Here is a 21019-nt window from a genome sequence, read left to right as displayed (position 1 = left end):
GTTAAAAAATCCTTTTAACCTTTTTTATTACTTCACAACATGAAACCGTTGCAATAAACGATTTAACCTTTGATAGATCTTTTTTGCCTGGAGATGCTTCCACTCCGGAACTTACATCTACAGCATCCGGCATCCCGGACTCTATTGCTTCAGCCACATTACCAGGTGTAAGTCCTCCGGCCAGAATCAAAGGATGTTTTTTTCCAACATCCCGCGCCTCGCTCCAGTTCCAGGTCAAAGCATTCCCTCCGGGCAGCGCTCCCCGGCCGCATTCCACCAGATATGCGGATGCGTCGTAATTATCAATTGCATTAATAGAAGGTTCCCTTTTAACAAAGAGAGCCTTGATGACCTTTAAATCTTCTTTTGCAAGGCGTTTAACAAGATCAGGAGCCTCTTTCCCATGCAGTTGAACGGCATTTAGGCGGCAAGATTCAACAATACGCATAATTCCTGCATAAGATTCATTAACAAATACGCCGACGGTGGCAATATCATCAGGCAAGGCGGAAGATATTTCTTTGGCCTGATGTAAGGATAGATTTCTCGGGCTTTTGTTAAAAAATACGAGACCGATGGCATCTGCACCCAATGATGCCGTTTCAACGGCCTCTTTAACATCAGTCAGACCGCAGACCTTGACCTGGGGATGGTTTCTATTCTCGATAATCATTTGTCCATAGTAATGACTTAATAAAATCAGAAGCCTTTTTTGCCCTTACCAGGCTTTCTCCAATCAAGAAATTGTTAATTCCCGCTTCTAAATTTTTTTCAATATCTATTCTATCTTTTATTCCACTTGCAGCAATCGGTATCTGACCGGGGGCAAGCATTGATACCAGGCGGACGGCAATAGATAAATCAGTTTCAAAAGAACTAAGATTCCTGTTGTTTATTCCAATAAGCCGAGCGCCGGAAACAGAAGCATTCTCAAGATCTTTTTCTGAGTGGATTTCCACAAGCGCATCCAGACCAAGTTCTCTGCACAGACTTAAATAATCCTTAAGTTGTTCGCCGGATAAAATGCGAACTATAAGAAGAACCGCATCCGCTCCAATAGCGGCCGATTCATAGATCTGGTAAGAAGATATAATAAAATCTTTGCGCAGCACAGGTAAATTCGTTGATTCCCTGGCCCTGATTAAATCATCGAGACTCCCCTTAAAATAATTTTTTTCCGTTAAAACAGAGATGGCTGCCGCTCCTCCCTGTTCATATTCCTTAGCCAGGTCAACAGGATTAAGATCAGGGGCAATAAGCCCTTTGGAAGGGGATGCCCGTTTAATCTCAGCAATAATATTTATACCTGCTGGTCCGGGCTGAGCAAGATTATTAAAAAAACTCCGTTTTTCCCTGGGCGCACCTGATCTTGATAAGGCTTTAACCCGGGCTGTCTCTTCAGGAACAATTTTTTTAATGCTTTTAATCTCTTCCTGTTTATTATTTACTATTATATTTAAAAAATTTGAAGTCATTATGCGGGCAACTTTAATGCATGGAAATAGAAGTGTCAATAGAGGATGCTTTTTAATCCAGGGCGATTGCATCAAATGGTTGTGTGGTTGTTGCAGAGACGCAAAATTTTGCGTCTCTACTTGTTATGCATATAGATTGTTACATAAATAATTTCACTGCTTTATCGGTCGTCGTAGTATTACAATACGCCTTTCTCATTTATCGCTGTAAAATAGGGAGATCACCAATGCGCGGCCCAACATATTGATGGATTATCTTCATATACTCTCTTCCAATCTTAGTTCTTCGTTTAGCAACAAATCGAATTACTCCCAAAATTTTTACGATTATCTCATTGTCTACATCTTTCAAGTCACTTATCATGGCATCTTTAACGTAAGTAACTCCATTTGCAATTACCTGGCTGTCTGTGTCCATTTGCTGATCTTTAAAATGATATATATCAATGAGCAATTCAATGATTCTTATTGCATCACTATCGTTTAGTTTATTTTCATTTTCTATATCATATGAGCATAAGGCACCTTCCACTGTGTTTCCATATGATTCAAGTTCCATATTGCCATCCATTTCGGATACTGAATATGCGGGAACGTCATTATATTTTCTTTTTGGTTTCTTATAGAAACCACATTCCGAACATGTCTCAGGTTTTCTTGTATTTCCACAGCACAAGCTGCAAACGAGACCACCGGCGATTAAGCACCGCCTTTTCCCTTTTCTTGAATTGCATATTGAACACTTAGCCATTTATTTTCCTTATTAACTCAAGTTTTCGAAAAATAGTTCCTGTAAAAATTGACATCTGGCATATTTTTTGCTATGCGGCCTTTTTTATAGGAGCAGTAACATCCCCATTAATAACAACTAACTCTTTGTATTTCTTACGATTGCGGTTCATGTTAGCCCTGCTGAATTCAACCAGTTTGTTAACGAAATCCTCATCGGATTGTACTCGCAAGACAAACGCTTCCAAATTTTCGTTTTGCGCTCGGCGAACTATTGAAGGAATCGTTAATGGTTCCTTTGGCAGTTTTCCAACAGTGCATTGCTTGTAATTCTCCAAATGGAGGAGGAAGTCAATCCAGGACACCAGGTACAACGCTAGTGTTGCGCCTTGTTCACTCCTGATAGTGGCTCCCTCCATATCGGACAACTGCTTTGCATTCTTGAAAAACTCCTCAATAACCCAGCGGTGGCTATAAACAGAAATGATTTTGGTGGCTTCCCAGGTGAGACAATTGGTGAGGAGATACTTGATGGTTTGAGTGGCAGGGTCGTGACTTTCAACTATTCGATGTTTGCCAGGTATGGCATTCAAGCGAACTGTTGAAGCCTTGGTTATGTAAAGTGCTTTTTCCTTTTGACCTGTTTCCGGGTCGGCAGGAAATCCACAACGAACAAAGGTTGTTATTTTTTCAAAATATTTTGCTAATCCAACAAGATCGTATTGATATTTTGCTAATCGTCCCTTTGGAGTTAACTTTGGTTCTTTGCATGATTCTCTTATCTTGAGATTAGCTTTTATCTCAAGCACATAGTCAAGATTAAGCCGATTAAGCTCCTTGATAAATGGCGATATTCCAAACCAGGAGTCGGCAAGAACAATACACTTTGGAAACCCTTTTAATATGGCCCACTCCATCATTTCTACTGCAAGATCATATTTGGTTATGCAGTCACACCGTTTACCGCGTTGCCAAGGCATAAGAGTACCGGTTCCCTTGTGATATACTCGAAAAGCAATGGGGAATTTGATAAGTGCCCCATCACTATAATAGAGGAAAACAATGCAAGTTGCTTTTAAATTGGTTCCAAGTGCATGATCGAACAATATGAAAACACCATGAATCCATTTACAAAATTTGGTATGATGTTTCATGGTATCATCTATGATGAAATAGCCATGAGAAATTTTGTATGTGTTGAGTGTCTGAAGCAAATAGAGCATTTGCAATTCATCTGTACAAATTTTTGCATTCGAAAAAAGATAGGAAAGTGTGCTCACTGCTTTCTCTTTCAGCAACATACAGCTAATTTCAGTAAGATGTAGACGTGACCCTAATATTAATGCTGTAGCAACCAAGGTAAAGTCATACATCTGGGCATTCGTCAGTGCGGGTTGAAGAAAAGAGAGACCACTTACAACAAAACCAAGCCGTTTGGCACATGGAATTTTCATTTGTTCTCCTTGATGTATATGTGAGAAAAAAAATGAACCAAACTATTTTGACACGTTTTGTTAATTTTGTCTACTATTATTTTTCGAAAACTTGAGTATTAAGTAGAGACGCAAAATTTTGCGTCTCTACGGTTGCCCACCGCATAAAATTTATCATTTTCCCATTTTTACGGATTGTTTTTAACATATTCTGTTATTTCGTTAAATGATTTTTCGTTTCGGATAATGTGATCATGGAATCGTGATTGCCATGTAAATTCAATATGATTCATTGTGGAATATTTTTTGACCCGGATGGTAAGATTCAAATAGTGTAACGCCCATGCTGACAAAATATTGTAACGGTTTTAGGGAAGGTATTCCGCAGCCGTACCCTGCCCTGAAAATCTTATGAATACCCCGCCTATCCCGCCTTTGGGACAAAATTTGGTTGCTGAATTCAGTCCGAATGAGCGTTACAGTATTTTGCAACTTTTCGCTGAAAAGACCCCATTTTTAGTACGTTTCAGCTCAGCTTTCTGATACTTAATTATACGAGTACGATCAACTGCTTTGTCTTTCCAGGCAGTTCTACTTTTTTTTAATTTTGAAACTTTACTCATAGCAATAGCCATCTTTTTGGTTAAAATATTTGAATATATAGGGAATAATGATTTTTTTCAATCAGCAATCTTGAATTATTGACGGCATTTTGTTATGGTCTACGCAAATTTTACTGAAAATATTGAAGGTGCCTGAATGACATATGATAGGTTGCAAGCAAAAATAATCCCTGGCAAACATTGTAGCTTTTGTGGAAACGATTCTGTTCCTTTAATAAAAACAAAATGTTGTGACCAATGGATTTGCTGTGACACTTCTTTTGCATCTATAAAAGGTGGAGATTATTGCCAATATCATCACGAGTACGAGAGTCTCTGCTATTTTCATTACAATAACAGCCATTCAGGGATATGGCAGGAGTGCAAAGAATGCCGGGATTTGGTTGGGGAAGATAATTTTAATGCTGCATTTCATGACCCCAACAATGTGCCAAGATATTAATCGCACTCATGATAGGGCCAAAAGTTGAGCAAAAAAAGTAGCCACAAAACTGAGTTTTTGGACACCCCAATCTTAAAGCGGTTAGTTCGAAGGAGAAGTATAAAAAGCTGGGCAAATATTTTGAGCTCAAGAAACCAGATTCGGTGTATCTGTGGACGTGGGAGCTATTATTGATGATTTGCTCGGCATTTAATGCGATGCTGATAGCTAATGGATGATGTCGACTTGGGTGCACATGTGTCCCTAACAAGACGGTTTCACCTGATCGCAGGGGTTGAGCTGTTTTGGAAGCTCTTCGTTTTTTGAAAATTATAGGTGTTTTTAAGTCTACCGGAAGCTCCTGCGCCAGGTGAACCGCGCCGTTGGGCAATAAAAAAGAAACCGAAACTTTAAAGAATCTGACGTAACCCCCCTGGAGTCAAAAATGAGAATAGGTTTTATTTCTACTTATCCACCGATAGAATGTGGTATCGCTACATACACACAATACCTTACCGATGCATTAAGGCGCAACGGTATGGATGTATATATCGTCTCCCATTATGGTGGGGGGGGGAGAAATGTGTTTACGGCCTTTAACTATGAGGATGGAGACCTTGCCGAAAATGCATTTTCTATGATGACCAGGCTTACACCGGATATTGTTCATATCCAACATGAATTTGGTTTATACGGAAAACATTTTGGTGTGTCTGTCATCCCATTAATTATGCTGTTCCGACTTACAGGGATACCGGTTGTAACTACACTCCATACGGTTTATTCTAAAATTTCTGACGAACACCTCATAATTCTTTCCTCTCTCATAGAAAATTCAAATTCAGTAATAGTCCATGAGCCTTATCAGTTTGAGGCATTAAAAGCCCACTTTAACAAAAAAGAGTTATTGAATAAGATTCAGGTGGTTACTCATGGAGCCAGAGAAGTCGAGCCAATAAAAAATGCAAAGGCAACTATGGGAATTCCATCCGGCACAAAGGTCATACTTATGATTGGGTATTTCAGACCGTCCAAGGGATTCGATAGGATCATAAGGTTGTGGCCCAGGATAGTTGAAAAACACAGCTTAAATGACATATTGCTTGTGGTAGCAGGCAAGATTAGAGGTGTTGAGAACCGAGATTATCGAAACATGCTTTTTAAAGAGATAAATTCATCTGCAGAAAAGGATACTATCAAAGTAATAAGAGGACAGATATCACAGAACTCCTTCGATACAATATTATCAGCGTCTGATGTAGTAGTGCTTCCTTACTCTATAAGCTCTCAAAGCGGCATAGTCGCGCATTGTCTTGCCTTTGGGAAGCCTATTGTCACGAGTAATACACTTGCAATGTCCTCACTTATTGAAACGATACATGCAGGTTTGGTATGTAATACAGATAAAGATTATATAGAGAACATTAATGCCATTTTAAGTAACGATGATTTGAGAAAAGAATTTTCTGAAAATGCCCTGAGATATGTGAGAAATAATATATCCTGGATAAAGATAGCTCAGAAACATATAGAGATATATAAAATGATTGTTGAGCCGTCTGTTCTGGATATAGATGCTATATGGATGGATTAAAATAGGTATTAAGGAGTTTAATAATGAACCGTTCACCATTTGAAAGATATTATAAAAACCCCATTATCAAAAGAACAGACATCCCTTATCCCTGCAGTTCGGTCTTCAATGCCGCTGCATGTAAATATGGTGATGAATACATATTATTATTAAGGATAGAAGACCTTGAAGGAAAAAGCCATTTAACCCTTGGCAGATCTGCAAACAGTGTAGATTTTCGTATAGATAAGGAACCATGGATCGAGACATCACAAGATCCTGTCTTTGAACCTTATGAAAGATTTGGGGTGGAGGACCCGAGGATCACAACCATTGACGGTATCTATTATATTACCTATACTGCATTCGGTCCCTATGGTGTTAGGGGGGCCATAGGAAAGACATCTGATTTTGATAAATTTAAGCGCATATCTTTTGTGACGGATGTCGATAACAAGGATGTGGTATTGTTTCCGGAAAAAATCAACGAAGAATATATCTTAATTACCAGACCCGGAGGATTTGGGGGGCAAAGAGGAGATATATGGATATCTTATTCACCTGACCTTATTTATTGGGGGAAATCCAGAATACTTATGAGTCACGCCCCTGGTGGATGGAGCTCAGGTAAATTGGGGGCGTCTGTGCCACCTATAAAGACCCAGGAAGGGTGGTTATTATTCTACCACGGTGTTAAGCGCACAGGGAGCGGGAACATATACCGAATAGGGGCCGCGCTCTTAGATCTTGAAAGACCTCATATAGTCATGGGGCATACCAAATATTTCATACTCGGTCCTGATGAAAGCTATGAAAGGATTGGCGATGTCCCAAATGTTGTATTCCCATGTGGAGCAATACTGGAAGAAAACGGTAGGATAAAAATGTATTATGGTGTATCAGATACCGCGATAGCTATGGCTACTGCCGATATAGAAGAGATCGTCAGACGTTGTTTGTTATAAAAAGCAGAATATACGTGAGATGGGATCAGCCGCCCTTGACATTGGACATTTTGGCCGAACAAATCACTGCTCGTGCCAAGATAAATCCGAATCGTTGGGATAAGACACAAGGTCTTTGAAACTCGATATTGTTACCAAGTGGGTGCTCGGGAAACGGTTTGTTTCCTTCATCTCTGCAGGGCTTGCTCTGGCATTGATGTTAAGATAGTCCCACCTGACTAAAGACTAACCAGCAGGTCAGTAGCGAAGTCCACAGGTAAACCCGGTAACGGGAGTCTGGAGCTGGACGGAGCAAGATTGCAGGCTCTGTATTGAGCCCCGAAAAATGTATGGTTGTGGTCATTGTGATAATCCTGCTTGCAGGAAAAAGCCGACGCTTTGGAGACAGCGGAAGGCAGCAGTCCTGAATATGCTAAGGCAAGTATTCAGGACACCACCGGGGTCTTAGACCAGGGCATGTACTCAAAGGGGTAGCTCGGGAACTTGGGAGACCCGGATGTTTCCTTGGGTAAAAAGAACGGTAACAGGAAATCCAGCGCAAGCGAAATCCCGGCGTTGCATAGGAATGTCCCGCCTTGCAACGAGTCTGCCATTGGCAGAAACACAAACATTAAAAGATGGGCGATACAAGGTATCAGGGGAGGATAGCGAAGAGCGAACGAACCTGAGATAAACATTCGGAAGTCTTAGCAGATCATAGTACCGATGATTAAGAATTGAACTATCTTGATCGGAAAGGTGGGGAAGTGATGCCCAAGCGACCCACTGCAGGGAAGGTGAAGCAGGGTATAACGTTTTTTTGGCAGGAATTATGGGAGATACACAGATGTCACAAACCATATCAACAAAAAGCCGAGAAATTGCAAGAACGGTCGCTTGCAATTCCAGACCGATAGAATGGGGACAACCACCGGTGTTAACAGGTGGGTCATCCCTTATCAAAATCGAGCTGCTTGCTCAAAGTAATCCTGAACTGGTATTTACATCAGTAGTCCATCGGATAGACTTTGATTTACTGAAACAATCCTTTCGTAAAATTCGGAAAAGCAAATCTGCAGGAGTGGACAAGGTTACGGCAAAGGAGTATGCCGAAAATCTTGATCAAAACCTCTATAATCTGTATGAACGACTGCGGAGAGGACAGTACGTTGCGTCTCCTGTAAAGCGTATCTGGATAGACAAGGAAGGAGGGAAAAAGCGTCCAATTGGCATACCTGTACTTGAGGATAAAATTGTCCAGAAAGCAGCAGCAGCCATATTGAATGTCATATTTGACAGGAATTTTTACAATTTTTCCCATGCATTCAGAAAAGGTCGGAGCCAACACATGGCAATCAAAGATTTACGTGAGCAATGCTTGAAGCAGAATATCAGCTGGATAGTAAGCGCAGATATTACAGGACTATTTGACAATATTAATCACGAGTTACTTAAAGACATGATACGTCGGAGAGTAAGTGACGGCGGAATGATTCGCCTGATAGGGAAGTGGTTGAATGCAGGCGTAATGGAGGAAGGCAACCTGACGTACTCTGAAACGGGCACTCCACAGGGAGGAGTAATTTCCCCTGTGCTCAGTAATATCTTTCTTCATTATGTTTTAGATGACTGGTACGTGAAAGAAGTGATCCCCCGGATGAAAGGGAGATGCTCCATCATACGCTGGGCGGATGATTTCATCCTCGGGTTCGAGTATGAAAAAGACGCATTGCGTGTCATGGATGTATTACCCAGGCGGTTCGAACAGTTCGAGCTGTCACTTCACCCGGAAAAGACAAAACTGATTCGATTTTCCAAACGCATTAGCGGAAAGGGAAACGGGACGTTTGATTTTTTAGGGTTTACATTTTACTGGTCAAAATCATTAAAAGGGTACATGGTAATAAAGAAAAAGACGGCAAGAAAGCGTTCAAGCCGTTTTATGAAGAGAATATGGATATGGTGCAAGGATAACCGTCATAAGCCAATGGCCGAGCAGTATGAGATTCTTTGCAGTAAACTGCGAGGTTTTTACCAGTACTTTGGAGTAATAAGTAACTACAAAGTGCTGGAAGTTGTGTTTGAATATACTGAGAAAGCATGGCGTCGATGGTTAAGCCGAAGAAGTCACAAGGGCGAAGTAATGTTCGAGGACTTGCGCACAACATACCCACTGCCATTACCCAGAATAGTCCATAATATTTGATGCCGTAAGGGCTGCAAAGTTATACGCCAAACGGGGTGTCGCCTGTTTGGTTGATAATCCGGTAAAAAGGATTTGAACCGAGGAACCGTATGAGGGAAATCTTCACGTACGGGTCTGTAGGGGGGGCGTCGGGTAACCGATGCTCCTACCTGGAACTGGATTTTTACTCCGCTGCGCTCCGTAAAAACCAGTGAGTTCAGTCGTTGGGCTTCAGAAATATTCTTGTAAATAAATACGAAATTTAACTTAAAAGACTACTCTGGAGAGTTTTTAAATTATCTAATATCAGACCTCGGAAATCATAGGTTGAATAAAAATGCGAAAAGCCTTATTATTCAGGTCTTTCGGCCATTACACAATGATTTATTGGACAGAAACAAGCAAAAAGATTGATTAAAAAACATCTACTGCATAGTGGTCTATCATTCCAAGCAATTGCCAATTCGGTTTCAAATACCGTATAGGGCAACCACAAGGGATTGCCCCTAAGAAAATCAAATGCACGGTGAAAACAATAGTAGGGGCAGGCCTTGTGCCTGCCTGCAGGGAAATGAAACTTTGAACACTGAACCTTTGAACCCGTGAACGGTTACTGATTTTATATATTATTGGCATATTGATTGGCGATGGTTTTTTGTTTGGCGTGTTATGTTTTGATGGGCAAAGCCCACCCTACAAGGCTGTAAACTTATTCCCCAATAATTTTTACCAAAACCCGCTTGCGCCTTCGCCCGTCAAACTCACCATAAAATATCCGCTCCCAGGTGCCGAAATCGAGTCTCCCTTCTGTAAGGGCTACAACTACCTCGCGCCCCATGATCTGTCTTTTCATGTGCGCATCTGCATTATCCTCACCCACATTGTGCCGGTATTGGGATACAGGCTCATGGGGAGCGAGTTTTTCCAGCCAGATATCGTAGTCATGGTGAAGTCCTGATTCATCGTCATTAATAAAAACCGATGCTGTGATATGCATTGCATTAACCAGGATCAGGCCTTCTTTAATGCCACTTTCAAGAATACAATCTTCGATTTGTGGTGTAATATTGATAAAAGCACGTCTTGCCGCAACGTTAAACCAGAGTTCTTTACGGTATGTTTTCATACAGTCTCCTCCTGAAAGGGTTTATGCCTTTTGTTTAATTTTATGCCACCAGAAACCGCTGAGAAAATATGCATAAACATAAGTGCCGGCGGCAATAATAATAAAAGCCTTTACTATATCAAACAGGTCTCCCTGGAGGGAAAAACCGGGTACATAGCCGAATAAAAAAGGCGCCAGATAAAGGAATTTTGCGAATTTAAAAGAAGCAAAGGCGGTTTTCCACATATTGGCTTGGGCAATGGTTGCACCGGCAAAGGCCGCAATGCATACCGGCGGGGTAATATTGGAATCCTGGGAGAGCCAGTAGACGATCATATGCGATGCAAGTTCGTTGACTCCAAGATGGGTCAGAGCCGGCACTGCAACAACGGCAGTGATAAGGTAAGCGGCAGTTACGGGAACGCCCATCCCAAGCACCAGGGAAGCCGCCGCTATCAGCAGGATTGTCAAAAAAAGTTTTCCGGCGGCAAGCTGTATAACTATATCTGCAAAGGTTAAAACCAGTCCGCTGAATGTGAGCACAGCGATTATAATACCGATCACTCCGACGGTTGCACCGATTTTAAGGCTGTTCTCAGCGCCGGCCCGGGACGCTTCAATAAAATCTTTCAGCCCTATTGCAGTATCCTTTTTAACCCAGCTTACAGACAGGCATGATATGATTCCGATAACTGCGGCAAATCCGGCTGAATAGCCCGCCAGCATTATCAAGGTAATCAAGATCAGGGGAAGCGTATAATACCATTCTTTTTGCAATATCCGTTTGGCACTGGTATGAAATTTATCGCCGATTATATTATAGGCTTTGGCCTCATAATGGACCATTACAAAAACACTGAAAAAATAGATAAATGCCGGGAAAACAGCCACAAGCATGATGCGGGAATATGGCAGGCCGGTGAGTTCCGCCATAATAAAGCCGCCGGCTCCCATAATCGGCGGCATGAACATGCCGCCGATGGAGGCCGCCGGTTCAATCGCCCCGGCAATATGCGGTCTGAATCCTGCTTTTTTCATCAAAGGGATTGTAAATGCTCCTGTTGACACCGTGTTTGCGATGGCGCTGCCGGATATGGAACCGAATAAGGCGCTGGCAATAACAGCCACCTTGGCGGGTCCGCCGGTCCTGTGACCCACTGCGGCAAGGGGAAAATCGATAAAAAACTTCTGGGCGCCTGATTTTTCAAGAAAAGCACCGAATAATACAAACAGGAGCACGTATGTGGCCAGAACATTGGCCATTATGCCAAAGACTCCGTCATTTTTATAAAAAATGGTGATGCATAAACCGGTAAAACTGTCGCCCGGATGAGCAAAAAGCTCGGGCGCATAAGGGCCGTACACGCCGTAAATAATTAAAAGGAAGCCTATAATTACAAAGACCCCGCCTATTACTCTGCGAGCGACTTCGATTCCAAGAATAACGCCAATAACGGCAATTATGCTGTCGATAAACGTTTCAGCGCCAGCGCGGTAATTAATGGCCTCAAAATTAGCTATCCAGTAACCGCATGTTATAATAGATAATAATATTAAAAGATAATCTACTTTCCTGAACAGACTGTTTTTTGATTTGTATAGCAGGAAGCATAAAACATAGGTTATGATAACATATATACCCCGGTGGTACTGGGTCGCCGCGGGCCTTAGCAAGGCTGAAAAGGAGTAAAAAAGGACCAGACCGACCGATAAAAGATCAAAAATAATTTTTTCGAATCTGTTCAGGGGGGCATACATTTTATTTCAAAATTCCGTTATCCTGCCAGAATTTTGCGGCTCCGGGGTGTAAGGGGGTTATAATACCATGAATCCCGTCTTGTATACTCATGGCCCTGGCCGACTTGTGAACACTTACCATATATTCAAGGCCCTTTTGACTGTAGATAATCTTTAAAAGCCTGTATACCAAGTCTGCCGGAACTTTTTTGTTTGCCACCCACAAGGTTGCATCCTGAAAGGTTATTGTATCGGTTGATACTCCTTTATAAGTGTCGGCCGGAATAACTACTTTGGTAAAATAGGGATATTTTTGCAGAAATCTAGTTTTTTCAGCTTCAGGATATAAATTTATCAACTTGATTTTGTTCTGGAGCGCGGTTTCTATAACCGCCGAATTGGGGAAACCGGAAAAAATCCAGAAGGCATCAAGTTGTTTATTTTTAAAGGCATCGGCCGCCTGCCGGTAGCCGAGAAAATTCCTCTTTATCTTGTCCCAGAGACCCAGTTCCGAAAAAAAAAGTTCGCAGTTGGCTGCGGCACCTGACCCGGCATTACCCGTGCCGACTCTTTTGCCGGCAAGCTGCAGAGTTTCTGTAATTCCCGAGTCAGCCCTTACAACTAACTGGGCCGGCGCACCGTATAAATAACATACAGCCAGCACATTCTTATATGTACGTGTATCCTTAGGTAACAAACCGTTTTCGGCCTGAAACAGATGGCCTGAGTATGCCACCGCAAAACTTGCTTTCCCTGAATTTGCAAGCCTGATGTTCTCAATCGAACCGCCGGAAGAACTGGCCAGCACGTTTATCCTGTTCTGCTTGGAAAGGGTGGAAACAGCACTTGCATAATACTGAAAAGTGCCGCCTGAAGGTCCACCAGAAAATCGATACATCATCGCATAAGCAGATCCGGTCAGGATCATAAAAATCATCACGGCGGTGCAGCAAATAAGAATAATCGGTATTTGTTTCGGTTTCATGGGGTATCTCCTACATTGCAGATTTAAAAAAATCCTCTTCTTCTGTGATTGAATCCGGCTTTTTTGTATATTCCGTGGGAACCGTTCCCTCTTTAAAGCATTCAAAAATAACCTTGTTAGATTCAGGAATCGGGAGAAGCCCGGTTTCGGCATCTATCTTGGAGAATACAACACCCTCCGGAACCTGAAATATTCTGACAGGTTTATCTGCAAGCACCTTTTTCATAAAAGCAAGCCAAATGGGACTGGCCGCCCTTGAACCTGTTTCCGATTCCCCAAGGGATCCGCCATCATCAAAGCCTACCCAGACACCTGTTGTATATCTTGGTGTATACCCCACAAACCAGGCATCAAAAAGATTATTTGTAGTCCCGGTTTTGCCTGCAACAGGTCTTTTCAGGGCTCGAACCCTGTGTCCGGTACCGTGTTGTACAGCACTTTCCAGGAGACTGGTCATTATATACGCCGTACTTTTATCGATTACCCTCTTTCTGTCAGGCAAATTCTCCTCAAGAACTTCACCGTTCCTGTCCAAAATTTTAGTAATAAAAACAGGCTTAACCAGATAACCCTGGTTGTTAAAAACGGAATATAAAGTAACTACTTCAAGAAGTGAAAGGCCTGAAGAACCAAGGGCTATGGACAGGTCCCGGCTTAGCTTTGATGTTACTCCGAGTTTATTTGCATATTCTATTGCATAGTCAATGCCGATACTCTGTAAAATTTTTATTGTCACAACATTACGCGAGTGTGCGAAAGCTTTGCGCAACAGGGTAGGGCCATAAAATTTATTTTTATAATTTCTAGGCTTCCATGTAAAGTCATGTTCAACATCCCTTAATACAATAGGAGAATCTATTATAACTGAAGCGGGAGTAAATCCTTTGTCTATTGCCGCTGCATAGATAACAGGTTTAAAGGCCGAACCCGGCTGCCGTCTCGACTGAACAGCTCTGTTGAACTGGCTCGTTTTAAAATCTTTTCCCCCCACCATTACCTTTACCAGTCCGGTTTCCGCTTCAATAGACAGCAATGCGGACTGGGCAGCAGGGGTCTGCTCAAGTGAAAGTTTATATAGATCGGAACCATCAATCTTCCCTGCAACCTTGACCAGTATCACGTCACCTGTTTTGAGAGCTTCCCCGGGATGATATATTCTTGCTTTAAAATAAGGGGTTTCGGGATCAGGTTTTCTGGCCCATTTCATATCTTCGATACTAATCGCGCCTAGCTTACTGCCTATACGAACAGTAGCCATTTTTTTTTTATCATCGACTTCTATTACCATTCCCTTTAAGATGTCGCCCTGCAGCAGAGGCCGGGCGCCCAGACTATCGGTGACCTCTTTCGAAAATGACTCTATCTCTCCAGGAGCTAAATTTTTTAGAGGTCCCCTATAACCCTGGCGTTTATCCAAAGCCATCAGTCCATTATTTATCGCTTCCCTGGCAATCTTCTGCATCTCTATGTCAACAGCAGTGTATATCTGCAATCCGCCATTATAAAGGGCATTCTCTCCGTATTTGTTGTCAATATAACACCTGATATATTCGGTATAATAAGGCACCTCCTCAATATACCAATTGCGCCGCGGTTTAATATCGAGCCTGGTATTAATTGCCTCTGTAGCTTGAATATTGGTTATATATCCCTCGGCAACCATACGGTTCAAAACATATATCTGACGTTGCTTTGCCCTTTTAGGAAATTTAAAAGGTGAATATCTGCTTGGAGCCTGGGGCAGGCCGGCCAGCAGTGCAGATTCCGCGAGATTTAATTCTTTTACGGATTTGCCGAAATAATTTTCAGAAGCTGCTTCCACTCCATACGCCCCATGCCCCAGATAGATCTGATTAAGATATAGAAACAGTATGTTTTCTTTGGTGAAGGCCTTGTTGATTTTGTAAGCCAGCAAGGCCTCTTTTGCTTTTCTTGTATAACTCCTTTCAGGCGTCAAAAGAAATGATTTTGCCACCTGCTGGGTTATGGTACTGCCTCCCTGCACTATAGTTCCGGCTTCTATATTTTTAAAAAAAGCTCTTACAATACTAAGAAAATCTATCCCTTTATGTACATAAAACCTGGCATCTTCAGCCGCAAGAAAAGCCTCTGTCAACATAGGGGGTATTTCGGAAAAAGGAATAATTATCCTTCGTTCATGATAGAATTCAGCTATTTTTCTATTGTCATCAGAATAGACTGTTGTAATCACCGGAGGTTGATAATCCGAAAGCCGCGAAATTTTCGGCAAATTTTCACTAAGGTATAAATATATTCCTGTGACGGCCATGCCTGTCGAACATATTATTAATATTACAAATAAAAAAAACCACAGAAAAATTTTTGACAAGATACCTTTTTTCTCTTTTTTCGCCCTTTTTTTCAATATCCTGGAGACGCTTTTATTTGTTGCCATACATTCAAATACCTTTTATATAAAAAAATGCTTTATGTATTGTAGCTGGATCGAATTTTATGAAGACCCAATCCGGTTTTATAAAAATATAAATCTCTCTTTCCTTTTTTGTCATGTCAGCCATGGTATTGGGGTAATAAACAAAATAAATTTCAAACGTTGGAAGGCTAACAAAGATTAAATATTAACGCAAGAAACTTGTCTAACCCTATTTTCTCATAAAAAACATCAAAGATAATGGTGAGATAATGTGGAATTAATGATTTGAAATTTTATAAGACTACTGCTACCGATTAAAAGTGAAAAAATCGTGTAACTTTCCCAAGGAGACTCCAATGAATTCCAGACTGAAAAAAATACTTACAGAATTTGCTCAAAACAAAAAACGTATAACAGTTTTAACCGGCGCGGGCATTTCCGCCGAAAGCGGCATCCCTACTTTCCGTGGGCCGGAAGGATACTGGAGCATAGGTTCAAAGGAATATCACCCTCAAGAGATGGCCACATACAATATGTTTATGCAAAAACCGGATGAGGTTTGGAAATGGTATCTTTACAGAATGAACATATGCAGAAAGGCCAAGCCGAATCCGGGGCATATTGCCCTGGTTGAAATGGAAAAACTTTTTCAGGACAGATTTACGATCATAACCCAAAATGTCGACAGCTTGCACCTAATGGCCGGCAACAGCCTTGCAAGAACATATCAAATACATGGCAACATCTTCTTCATGCGCTGCGTGCATGACTGCACTTCAAAAATTTATCCGCTCCCCAGAGATCTACCGGGCAAAGAAAAAGGAGAAAATATTACAGAAGAAGAACGGCAACTTCTCAAGTGTCCTGATTGCGGAAAAAACACCAGGCCCCATGTGCTCTGGTTTGATGAAGCCTATAATGAAAAACACTATCACTTCCACAGCTCCCTGGCGGCGGCCGCAGAAACGGAACTACTCCTGATAGTCGGCACTTCAGGCGCAACAAATCTTCCTAACCAAGTAGCCTGGGAAGCAAAAAATCATAATGCAATAATTATTGATATAAATATTGAAGAGAACCCGTTTACCAAGCTGGCGCTGTCAGTCGAGCGGGGATTTTTTATCAAACAAGCGAGCGGCACTGCTCTTCCGTCCATAATGGAAGTCTTCAGAAGCTGAAATTAAATCTATATCTTTACAATGCTTCGAATACTTCTTCCGCAGCTTTTATTGTTTTATCTATGTCTGCACTTTTATGAACTGCTGAAATAAAGATTGCTTCAAACTGTGAAGGCGCCAGGAATACTCCTTTTTTCAACATACCCTTATAATAAGCTGCAAACATATCAAGATCGCAGTTTTTTGCATCATTAAAGTTCTTTACATCCCTATCTGAAAAAAACAGACCCAACATGCCGCCCACCCACTTGACCTGGACTTGTACTTCTCTCTTTACAGCGGCCGTTTTGAGTCCTTCGACCAGACGTTCCGCTTTTTGATTTATCTTTTCATAAAAACCTGGTTTCTTCAACTCCAGCAGAGTTGCTATTCCGGCAGCCATGGCAAGAGGATTACCAGACAATGTTCCGGCCTGATATACCGGCCCCTGGGGAGCAATATGCTCCATAATCTTTTTGCGTCCACCATAAGCTCCAACCGGCAGGCCGCCCCCTATAATTTTACCTAGACAGGTTATATCCGGATTAATCCCATAAAGAGACTGGGCACCTCCGTAAGCAACCCTGAAACCGGACATTACTTCATCAAAAATCAGCAAGGCCCCATATTTTTCCGTCAAAGACCTTAATATCTCCAAAAAACCTTCCACTGGCGGAACAAGGCCCATGTTTCCCGCAACCGGCTCAACTATTACTGCGGCAATGCTGTCACCTCTATCATCCATGAACTGTTTAAAACAATCAATATCATTAAACGGAAGAGAATTAGTGTGTTGGGCAATCGATTCAGGGATGCCTGGACTTCCCGGAATCCCAAGAGTTGCAACGCCCGATCCTGCCTCGACTAAAAGGGTATCTGCATGGCCATGATAACAGCCGTCAAATTTAACAATCACATCCCGGCCTGTATATCCCCGTGCAAGCCTCACGGCGCTCATGGCTGCTTCCGTACCCGAGTTAACCAAGCGAACCATTTCTATGGACGGCACCGCATTAATTACTGTTTCAGCAAGCCTTGTTTCAAGATCTGAGGGGGCTCCGAAACTGGTACCGCGATTTAAAGCAGATCCAAGGGCCCTAATAACTGACGGATATCTATGTCCTAATATCATTGGTCCCCAGGAACCTATGTAATCTATAAACGAGTTTCCATCCACATCATAGATCATGCACCCTTCGGCATAATCTATAAAAACAGGTTCTTCACCGACAGATTTGCATGCCCGCACAGGACTGTTAACTCCGCCTGGTATGATACCAGTAGTTCTATTAAACAGGTTTTGTGATTTTTCTCGTTTCATGTTTAAATATAGACCCTCTCATAAAAAGTTATCGGATGATTTCAACTTCGCTATCGGTCAACACTTTCCTAAAACACCCATTCTATTACTTTTGAATTTTTAACGACAGATGCTATATGCCCGTTAAAAAAAAAATGTTCAACTATCCAGGTATTATCCATATAACCCACAACAAGTCGATTTTTATCCATAATTTTTATAACATTACATTTTAAAAGATCTTTGATGCCTGTTCCGTTTGCCTTTATTACAGCCTCTTTGGCGGTCCAGTATCTAAAAAAAAGTCGATCCGGTTCTTCATCAGAAAGAGACCATTCTTTTTGACTTGCCGTTTTCTTAAAAAGAGACTTGGAGCATGACTTGATTTTTTCTATATCGATTCCAATCCTTGCTGGTGAGACCACACCACCGACATATTCATCCTTGTGGGTGATAGACCAGCATTTTCCATCAAATGGCTTGGGTGCCCCCTGGTCATCTTTTACTAATTCGGTTAAAACAAATCCATTTTTACGCGCTGAAACTGCAAGAGCTTTTCTTGCGTGCCGGCTTAAGTATAATACCTTTTCCCTGCCGGAAAGGATCTGATCTTTTTCAGGCACAGGTAGTATGACGGGATAAATAATACCCATAGCGCAGATTGCCCCTAATCACTCTTTAGTAATTCCTTCTTCATTCTAACCGCGTCATCATAGACGCTCTTTTTTGAAACACCGAATTTTACTGCTATATCTTTTGAAAGTTGTGAAATGCTCTCATCGGATACTTTCAGTCTTCGCCTGATTTCGTCTGTGACAGTCTCCGGCGCAACTTTTTCTTTTTCCACGCAGCCGCTTACTATAAGCGTACACTCTCCCTTGACAACAGTACGCTTTTTAATACTGTTGAAAATATCAGAGATTGGCCCCCTGATAAACTCTTCATGTCTCTTTGTCATTTCACGGGCAAGAACTCCATATCTGTCGCCTAAGGTTTCTATTATTTCCCCTAAAAATCGTTCTATCCTCTTATTCGATTCATAAAATATCATGGTTCTTAATTCAGATGTAAACTTTCCTAACTGCCCCAAACGTTTTCCCTTCTTTTTGGAAAGGAAGCCGGCAAAGACAAAAGAATCGGTGGGGAGGCCTGAAACGGAAAGAGCTGTTACAGCAGCAGATACACCGGGAACCGGAATTATTTTTATACCCCCTGCAACAGCCTCTTTAATAAGGCGATATCCGGGATCAGAGACAGACGGGGTTCCGGCATTAGATACTAATGCGATCGATAATCCTGAATCTATTTTTTTAATCAGTCTTGCAGTACTCTCAGCTTCATTATATTCATGATAAGATGTCAGTCGATTATTAATCTTGTAAAAAGCAAGTAGGCGGCCCGTCTTTCTTGTATCTTCCGCGGCGATAAGATCGACTTCTTCAAGAACTTTTAGCGCTCTTAGTGTAATATCATCCCTGTTTCCTATGGGTGTAGAAACAATATACAGGCAACCCTGAACTTTGCTTTTTTCAGGATCATCTATAGGCAAGTTCAAAGGCATTTTTTATTATTTCTATTTCAGGGAGTTGTTTCGAAAAATTTATTGCCACTACATCAAATCTTGCTTTGGCATTGCTTAGCTTTCTTGTTTTAAGATAATAAAGAGCCGCCATAGATATTTTTTTCTGTTTCATGGATGTTACCGCGTACTTGGGATTTCCATAAAATGACGATCTTCTGGCTTTTACCTCCACAAAAACAAAAGTATCCCCGTCTTTTGCGATAATATCAATTTCTCCAATTTTTGTACGATAATTTTTTTTAAGAATTTTATATCCTAATCTTTTCGCAAGATACCCGGCAGCCATTGATTCACTTTTTTCACCAAATTTTTGATTATTATTAAGCATAATCCGGAAATCTATAGATATTCTTTAACCCCTTTAAAGGTGCGCCTGTGAATAAGACACGGACCGAACTTTTTTATCGCTTCCTTGTGGGCTCTGGTAGGATAACCCTTATGCCGTGAAAAGCCGAATTGAGGATATTTACTGTCATATTTTCTCATAAGCCTGTCACGCGTTACCTTGGCGATAATGGACGCGGCGGCAATGGAAATGCTGAGAGAATCACCTTTGGGAATTGTAGTTTGGGGAAGGTCGGATGGAATAGTGAATGTGCCGTCAATAAGCAGGCAGTCGGGTCTGATTTCAAGATTTTCAACCGCTTTAAACATTGACAGCAGAGTTGCCTGAAGTATGTTAACTCGATCAATTTTCGCGGAATCTACGATACCTGTTCCTGTTGCGAGAGCCTGCTTACAAATTTCATCATAAAGATAATCACGTTTTACAGGGGTTAATTTTTTTGAATCATTTATACCGGATACCGAAAAAGAATCAGAAAGTATTACTGCTGCGGAAACAACCGGACCAGCCAGGGGACCTCGGCCGGCTTCATCCAAGCCGGCAATTTTAAAAAAACCTTTATTGAAAGCTTCCCTTTCAAACTTCCACCAGTCCTGGCCAGCCAATTCTTTAATCAGCACTTTAATCGACAATATAGATACCCCGGCCTCCTAAAAGCGTCGCTCTTTTATTCTGGCGGCCTTACCTCTTAAGTTACGCAGATAATATATTTTTGCCCTGCGCACAAGACCTCTTGTTACAACTTCAATTTTATCGATGGTAGGGGCGTGCAGCAGAAAAATACGCTCAACGCCAACGCCGTATGAAACCTTACGTACCGTAAAAGTTGCGTTCGACTTGCCCTTGCGTTTGCTGATTACAACTCCTTCAAAAATCTGAATACGTTCCTTTTCACCCTCTCTTATCTTTGCATGCACCTTGACCGTGTCACCGGCACGAAAATCCGGTATGTCAAGTCTCATGCTTTCTTTATTAAGCTGATCTATGATTTGCATAATGTCTCCTGAATTATTATTTAAAAAACCTTTT

The 21019-nt window shown here is 41.6% G+C and carries 19 protein-coding genes; 5 read left to right on the top strand and 14 right to left on the bottom strand.

The annotated features are described in order from the left end of the window. Nucleotide 1: 1 nt before the first annotated feature. The 4 genes from BuS5_RS15730 to BuS5_RS15715 form a co-directional block, all read right to left on the bottom strand. On the bottom strand, nucleotides 2-673 hold the full coding sequence (locus BuS5_RS15730) for a phosphoribosylanthranilate isomerase (RefSeq protein ID WP_035265032.1): 672 nt from the start codon (nucleotides 671-673) through the stop codon (nucleotides 2-4). Further along, nucleotides 657-1475 (bottom strand): indole-3-glycerol phosphate synthase TrpC, encoded by an 819-nt coding sequence (gene trpC, locus BuS5_RS15725; protein WP_027353620.1) that lies wholly within the window; start codon nucleotides 1473-1475, stop codon nucleotides 657-659. Before trpC ends, BuS5_RS15730 begins: the two co-directional genes overlap by 17 nt. Nucleotides 1476-1674: 199 nt before the next feature. Further along, nucleotides 1675-2226 carry a hypothetical protein gene (locus BuS5_RS15720; RefSeq protein WP_027353619.1) on the bottom strand — a complete coding sequence of 184 codons (552 nt, stop codon included), beginning with the start codon at nucleotides 2224-2226 and terminating at the stop codon, nucleotides 1675-1677. 70 nt (nucleotides 2227-2296) lie between these two features. Continuing rightward, on the bottom strand, nucleotides 2297-3658 hold the full coding sequence (locus tag BuS5_RS15715) for a transposase (RefSeq protein ID WP_274427802.1): 1362 nt from the start codon (nucleotides 3656-3658) through the stop codon (nucleotides 2297-2299). Between the two features lie 738 nt (nucleotides 3659-4396). Here BuS5_RS15715 and BuS5_RS15710 point away from each other — a divergent pair. The 4 genes from BuS5_RS15710 (at nucleotide 4397) to ltrA (ending at nucleotide 9404) form a co-directional block, all read left to right on the top strand. After that, on the top strand, nucleotides 4397-4702 hold the full coding sequence (locus BuS5_RS15710; protein WP_274427801.1) for a hypothetical protein: 306 nt from the start codon (nucleotides 4397-4399) through the stop codon (nucleotides 4700-4702). Between the two features lie 424 nt (nucleotides 4703-5126). After that, entirely contained in the window at nucleotides 5127-6275 is a 1149-nt protein-coding gene (locus BuS5_RS15705; protein ID WP_035266681.1) for a glycosyltransferase, read from the top strand. Between the two features lie 23 nt (nucleotides 6276-6298). Continuing rightward, nucleotides 6299-7219, top strand: a complete 921-nt coding sequence (locus tag BuS5_RS15700) for a glycoside hydrolase family 130 protein (RefSeq protein ID WP_027355098.1) — start codon at nucleotides 6299-6301, stop codon at nucleotides 7217-7219. Nucleotides 7220-8030: 811 nt separating this feature from the next. Further along, the gene (ltrA, locus tag BuS5_RS15695; RefSeq protein WP_036019348.1) at nucleotides 8031-9404 is read left to right on the top strand and encodes a group II intron reverse transcriptase/maturase; all 1374 of its coding nucleotides are present in this window, start codon (nucleotides 8031-8033) and stop codon (nucleotides 9402-9404) included. Nucleotides 9405-10092: 688 nt separating this feature from the next. Here the strand turns inward: ltrA and BuS5_RS15690 are convergent. The 4 genes from BuS5_RS15690 to BuS5_RS15675 are packed head-to-tail and all read right to left on the bottom strand — an operon-like array spanning nucleotide 10093 to nucleotide 15626. Continuing rightward, nucleotides 10093-10509 (bottom strand): secondary thiamine-phosphate synthase enzyme YjbQ, encoded by a 417-nt coding sequence (locus BuS5_RS15690; protein ID WP_027353284.1) that lies wholly within the window; start codon nucleotides 10507-10509, stop codon nucleotides 10093-10095. A gap of 21 nt (nucleotides 10510-10530) precedes the next feature. Next, complete coding sequence (locus tag BuS5_RS15685; protein WP_027353285.1) at nucleotides 10531-12246, bottom strand: TRAP transporter permease; 1716 nt, start codon at nucleotides 12244-12246, stop codon at nucleotides 10531-10533. A gap of 1 nt (nucleotide 12247) precedes the next feature. Beyond that, complete coding sequence (locus BuS5_RS15680; protein WP_027353286.1) at nucleotides 12248-13210, bottom strand: TAXI family TRAP transporter solute-binding subunit; 963 nt, start codon at nucleotides 13208-13210, stop codon at nucleotides 12248-12250. Between the two features lie 10 nt (nucleotides 13211-13220). Then, nucleotides 13221-15626 carry a penicillin-binding protein 1A gene (locus tag BuS5_RS15675; RefSeq protein WP_027353287.1) on the bottom strand — a complete coding sequence of 802 codons (2406 nt, stop codon included), beginning with the start codon at nucleotides 15624-15626 and terminating at the stop codon, nucleotides 13221-13223. 335 nt (nucleotides 15627-15961) lie between these two features. On the opposite strand from BuS5_RS15675, the gene BuS5_RS15670 reads away from it, so the two are divergent. Next, nucleotides 15962-16783, top strand: coding sequence for an SIR2 family NAD-dependent protein deacylase (locus BuS5_RS15670; RefSeq protein WP_027353288.1), 822 nt, complete (start codon nucleotides 15962-15964; stop codon nucleotides 16781-16783). A 16-nt stretch (nucleotides 16784-16799) separates the two neighbouring features. Here BuS5_RS15670 and hemL read toward each other — a convergent pair whose 3' ends face one another. The 6 genes from hemL to rplS form a co-directional block, all read right to left on the bottom strand. Then, nucleotides 16800-18083: a glutamate-1-semialdehyde 2,1-aminomutase gene (gene hemL / locus BuS5_RS15665; RefSeq protein ID WP_027353289.1), complete on the bottom strand. Its 1284-nt coding sequence runs from the start codon at nucleotides 18081-18083 to the stop codon at nucleotides 16800-16802. Nucleotides 18084-18151: 68 nt separating this feature from the next. Then, on the bottom strand, nucleotides 18152-18715 hold the full coding sequence (locus BuS5_RS15660) for a 4'-phosphopantetheinyl transferase family protein (protein ID WP_027353290.1): 564 nt from the start codon (nucleotides 18713-18715) through the stop codon (nucleotides 18152-18154). Between the two features lie 14 nt (nucleotides 18716-18729). After that, complete coding sequence (gene rsmI, locus BuS5_RS15655) at nucleotides 18730-19623, bottom strand: 16S rRNA (cytidine(1402)-2'-O)-methyltransferase (protein WP_051374631.1); 894 nt, start codon at nucleotides 19621-19623, stop codon at nucleotides 18730-18732. Further along, on the bottom strand, nucleotides 19598-19972 hold the full coding sequence (locus BuS5_RS15650) for a YraN family protein (RefSeq protein WP_027353292.1): 375 nt from the start codon (nucleotides 19970-19972) through the stop codon (nucleotides 19598-19600). Before BuS5_RS15650 ends, rsmI begins: the two co-directional genes overlap by 26 nt. Nucleotides 19973-19983: 11 nt before the next feature. Then, entirely contained in the window at nucleotides 19984-20622 is a 639-nt protein-coding gene (locus BuS5_RS15645) for a ribonuclease HII (RefSeq protein WP_157487334.1), read from the bottom strand. A gap of 18 nt (nucleotides 20623-20640) precedes the next feature. Further along, nucleotides 20641-20985, bottom strand: coding sequence for a 50S ribosomal protein L19 (gene rplS, locus BuS5_RS15640; protein WP_027353294.1), 345 nt, complete (start codon nucleotides 20983-20985; stop codon nucleotides 20641-20643). Between the last annotated feature and the right edge of the window lie 34 nt (nucleotides 20986-21019).

The sequence above is a fragment of the Desulfosarcina sp. BuS5 genome, from assembly GCF_028752835.1.
Lineage (GTDB): Bacteria > Desulfobacterota > Desulfobacteria > Desulfobacterales > BuS5 > BuS5.
The sequence above is the reverse complement of the archived record's forward strand: the minus strand, read 5'-3'. Positions and strand labels throughout refer to the sequence as shown.

Bases quoted from the DNA above. Each gene is read 5' to 3' on its own strand.
- BuS5_RS15730 (WP_035265032.1), bottom strand. From the start codon at position 673: ATGATTATCGAGAATAGAAACCATCCCCAGGTCAAGGTCTGCGGTCTG.
- trpC (WP_027353620.1), bottom strand. From the start codon at position 1,475: ATGACTTCAAATTTTTTAAATATAATAGTAAATAATAAACAGGAAGAG.
- BuS5_RS15720 (WP_027353619.1), bottom strand. From the start codon at position 2,226: ATGGCTAAGTGTTCAATATGCAATTCAAGAAAAGGGAAAAGGCGGTGC.
- BuS5_RS15715 (WP_274427802.1), bottom strand. From the start codon at position 3,658: ATGAAAATTCCATGTGCCAAACGGCTTGGTTTTGTTGTAAGTGGTCTC.
- BuS5_RS15710 (WP_274427801.1), top strand. From the start codon at position 4,397: ATGACATATGATAGGTTGCAAGCAAAAATAATCCCTGGCAAACATTGT.
- BuS5_RS15705 (WP_035266681.1), top strand. From the start codon at position 5,127: ATGAGAATAGGTTTTATTTCTACTTATCCACCGATAGAATGTGGTATC.
- BuS5_RS15700 (WP_027355098.1), top strand. From the start codon at position 6,299: ATGAACCGTTCACCATTTGAAAGATATTATAAAAACCCCATTATCAAA.
- ltrA (WP_036019348.1), top strand. From the start codon at position 8,031: ATGGGAGATACACAGATGTCACAAACCATATCAACAAAAAGCCGAGAA.
- BuS5_RS15690 (WP_027353284.1), bottom strand. From the start codon at position 10,509: ATGAAAACATACCGTAAAGAACTCTGGTTTAACGTTGCGGCAAGACGT.
- BuS5_RS15685 (WP_027353285.1), bottom strand. From the start codon at position 12,246: ATGTATGCCCCCCTGAACAGATTCGAAAAAATTATTTTTGATCTTTTA.
- BuS5_RS15680 (WP_027353286.1), bottom strand. From the start codon at position 13,210: ATGAAACCGAAACAAATACCGATTATTCTTATTTGCTGCACCGCCGTG.
- BuS5_RS15675 (WP_027353287.1), bottom strand. From the start codon at position 15,626: ATGGCAACAAATAAAAGCGTCTCCAGGATATTGAAAAAAAGGGCGAAA.
- BuS5_RS15670 (WP_027353288.1), top strand. From the start codon at position 15,962: ATGAATTCCAGACTGAAAAAAATACTTACAGAATTTGCTCAAAACAAA.
- hemL (WP_027353289.1), bottom strand. From the start codon at position 18,083: ATGAAACGAGAAAAATCACAAAACCTGTTTAATAGAACTACTGGTATC.
- BuS5_RS15660 (WP_027353290.1), bottom strand. From the start codon at position 18,715: ATGGGTATTATTTATCCCGTCATACTACCTGTGCCTGAAAAAGATCAG.
- rsmI (WP_051374631.1), bottom strand. From the start codon at position 19,623: ATGCCTTTGAACTTGCCTATAGATGATCCTGAAAAAAGCAAAGTTCAG.
- BuS5_RS15650 (WP_027353292.1), bottom strand. From the start codon at position 19,972: ATGCTTAATAATAATCAAAAATTTGGTGAAAAAAGTGAATCAATGGCT.
- rplS (WP_027353294.1), bottom strand. From the start codon at position 20,985: ATGCAAATCATAGATCAGCTTAATAAAGAAAGCATGAGACTTGACATA.